General features: G+C 64.5%; 3 protein-coding genes. 1 reads left to right on the top strand and 2 read right to left on the bottom strand.

The window, feature by feature from the left end; translation table 11 throughout:
• Window positions 1–554, top strand: a 554-nt coding sequence (locus tag EOD07_RS28390) for a hypothetical protein (RefSeq protein ID WP_127237731.1), incomplete at its 5' end; no start/stop codon positions are given.
• 34 nt (window positions 555–588) lie between these two features.
• Here EOD07_RS28390 and EOD07_RS28385 read toward each other — a convergent pair.
• A complete protein-coding gene (locus tag EOD07_RS28385) occupies window positions 589–2,271 on the bottom strand; it encodes a hypothetical protein (RefSeq protein WP_127237730.1) in 1,683 nt (560 codons plus the stop codon).
• A gap of 132 nt (window positions 2,272–2,403) precedes the next feature.
• A partial coding sequence (locus tag EOD07_RS28380) for an ABC transporter substrate-binding protein (protein WP_245470530.1) occupies window positions 2,404–3,138 on the bottom strand: 735 nt, incomplete at its 5' end.

The raw sequence follows: 3,138 nt of genomic DNA, 5'->3' as shown, positions 1-3,138 counted from the left end.
ACATCACCGTCATCGCCGGCCTGATTTCATTTGTGTTCACGCTGCTGCTGCAATCGGCGCTGGTGCGGGCGACCATCGAGGACCTCAACGGCAAGCGGCCGTCCTTCGGCGACTGCATCCAGATTGCGATCCGCTTCCTGCTGCCGACGCTGGCGATCGGTATTCTCGTCGCTATCGGCGCCGGTATCGGCCTGGTACTGCTGATCGTGCCGGGCATCATCCTGTGGCTCGGCTGGTCGATGTCGGTGCCGGTCCTGATCCAGGAGCGGCGCGGCGTGTTCGGCTCGATGTCGCGCAGCCGGGCTCTGACCAAGGGCAGCCGCTGGGCGCTTTTCGGCCTGTTCCTCATTCTCATCATCATCGCCATGATCATCCAGTGGGGAATATTGCTCGTTCTCGTGCTGTTCGGCGGCATCATTGCCGAGATAGGAGCCGCGCTGGTGCAGACCGTGGTGTCGATGGTGCTGTCGATCGCCACGGCGGTGAGCTACGTCGAACTGCGGCAGGCGAAGGAAGGTGCAAGCATCGACGAACTGGCGGAAATCTTCTCGTAGCGGCGGGCGTCGTCGTCAAGGAGCGACAGCGCGCTTAGTGACAGCAGCAATCGTCCAGTACACTCGTCCGGCACAGGCAGGACGAGGTGATCGGCACGTCCGTCTTGGCAAGCGCTGTCGCCAACCTGGCCTGCAGGTCCGGCAGCTCGTCCTTCTCGCAGCGCCGCTTCAGGCATTCGACCAGGCCGTGCAGCGCCCAGACATTGTCCGGATGCTGGGCGCAGCGCTGCACGGCGCCGCTCAGGCCCAGATCGTCGCGATAGACCTGCTCGGCTTCCGTGGCATGACCCTGGTCGAGCAGCAGAGCGGCCAGCGCGTGGCGCGGCGGGTGCATCCAGGCCCATGGCTCGGTGTAGGATAAATTGTCGTCGAGCTCGACCGCGCGGCGCAGATGCCCGTAGGCCTCGTCGTGACGGCCCTGGTGATAGGCGAGCTCGCCATCCAGCAGCGCTGCACCCACCGCGAGCGAGGCTTTCGTCGGGTTGCTGAGGAAGCGGCGCTCCGGCGGAATGCTGTCGATCTGCCGGCTAAGTAGATCGCGCTCGCGCTCGGCGGAGGCGAAGTCGCGCAGCGTCGCATGCGCCACGCCCTTGGCGTAATGTTGCAGCGCGGCGGTCACCACATAGAGGTCGGGCTCGCCATTCATCGGCTCGTCGATGATTTCGCGCCAGCGCCCGAAGCGCACCTGCACATGCGATTTCATCGCGTGATAGCCCTCGACCGTCTGCGTCAGTTTCGGCCGCTCCGGAATGCTGACCACGTCGCGCGTCACCAGGCTGCGCACTTTGTCGGCGGCCCACAGGGCAGGGCGGTATTGGCCGAGGAACATGCAGGTGAACATCATCAGGTGCAGGTCGTGGCAGCAGCCAAGCAGGTAATAGGTCGGCTCGCCGGCATAGGCGAGGTATAGGTCGTTGGCGCGCACCGCCTTCTCGCTGGCGATCTTGGCCTTCTCATACTCGCCGCAGAGCACGTAAATGTGCCCCGGCATGTGGTTCATATGGCCGGCATCCGGGCACATCGTGCCGAGCCGCTCCGCCGAGCGCATGCCGCGTTCGGGCTGCGTCGACATTTCGAGCAGATGGATGTGGAGATGGAGCGCTGCCGGGTGGGGCGCGGCCCCTGCTTCGTCCGAGAGGCGGATCGAGCGTTCGCAGATATCCAGCGCTTCGAGCACATCGGAATTCGGCGCCGGCGCGCCGTTCCGGAGGTTCCACAGGCGCCGCACCGTCCGCATCATCAGCGCCTCGACCGTTAACGCCATCACGTCATGGTCGCCGGGAAAATCGCGATAAACCTGCCGCATCGCGGCGGCATAGGCGTCGTCCCATTCTTCGAACTCGGCGGCGCTCACGCCATGCGGCTGCTGGAAGCGCGCGCTGAGCGCCTCGATCAGCCGCCGTTCGACAAGGCTCGCGCTCGCCGCATTGGCCCGCGCCAATTGCACATGCTCGAAGCAGCGCTTGGCGGCGCGGTTGGCCTCATCCTTGCCATGCTCCTTCCAGGTCAGATTGTAGAAAGGCCCGGCGGCATAGGCGATGCCCCAATGCACGAAGGCGCAGCCAGGATCGGTCTCCAGCGCCTTCTCGAAGCACTTTATGCCTTCCTCGTGGTTGAAGCCGTAGCACCAGTTCAGCCCGATATCGAACCAGCGCTGCGTCTCGGCCGAGGAGGTCGAGATGGGACGGCGATAGGTGCCGAGGTCGAAGTGGTCCATGCCTTGCTGCTCTCGCATTCCGTGCCGCCGGGTACCGGTCGGGCGCAATCTGAGCTGAAAGGCAAATGCTTGGCAAATGGCAAACGGCCGACGCGTCGGGAAGGTCGCGCCGGCCGCTCGGTCCTTGGAGGATCAGGACTCCAGCCAGACTTTCTCGAAATGCTGTTCGAGCGCCTGGTGCTGCTCGCAGCCCTGCACGCCCTTGCGATAGGTGCGGTAGACCGAGCGCCAGTAGGGCTGGATGATGATGCCGGAATCGCGCAGGTTCGTCTCGATCTTGGCCATGATCTCCTTGCGCTGTGCGGCGTCGGGCGTCGCAAGCGCCTTGTCGAGAAGCTCGTCGAACTCCTTGTTCGCATAGGCGCTTTCGTTCCAGGCGCCGCCCGATTTGTAGGCTAGCGCCAGCACCTGCACGCCGAGCGGGCGGCCGAGCCATTCGGTGCAGGAATAGGGGAACTTGGCCCAATCGTTCCAGAAGGTCGCGGCCGGCAGCACGGTCCGCTTGATCTTGAAGCCCGCCTCGCGGATTTGTGCGGCGATCGCGTCGGCGGTGCTCTTTTGCCATTCGATGTCGACCGAGATCAGCTCATATTCATGGTCGGCCTTGCCGGATTCCGACATCAGTTTCTTGGCCTGATCGACGTCTTGCTTGGCCGGCCCGATATCGGCGAATTCCGGGTGCATGGGGCCGACATGGTGGTTGTCGGCGGGCTTGCCGCGGCCATCGAGCCCGAGCTTCAGCACGGCCGCATTGTTGACGGCAAGCTGGGCGGCGCGGCGCACCTTGACGTCGTCATAGGGCGCGTTGGAGACATTGAAGCGCGCCACGATGGTCGAGCCGGTGGCGATCTCGGAGTTCTGCAAGCC

The organism is Mesorhizobium sp. M2C.T.Ca.TU.002.02.1.1, assembly GCF_003997225.1.
The sequence above is the reverse complement of the archived record's forward strand: the minus strand, read 5'-3'. Positions and strand labels throughout refer to the sequence as shown.

Excerpts from the sequence above, each read along its gene's own strand:
- EOD07_RS28385 (WP_127237730.1), bottom strand. The coding sequence starts at position 2,271 with ATGGACCACTTCGACCTCGGCACCTATCGCCGTCCCATCTCGACCTCC.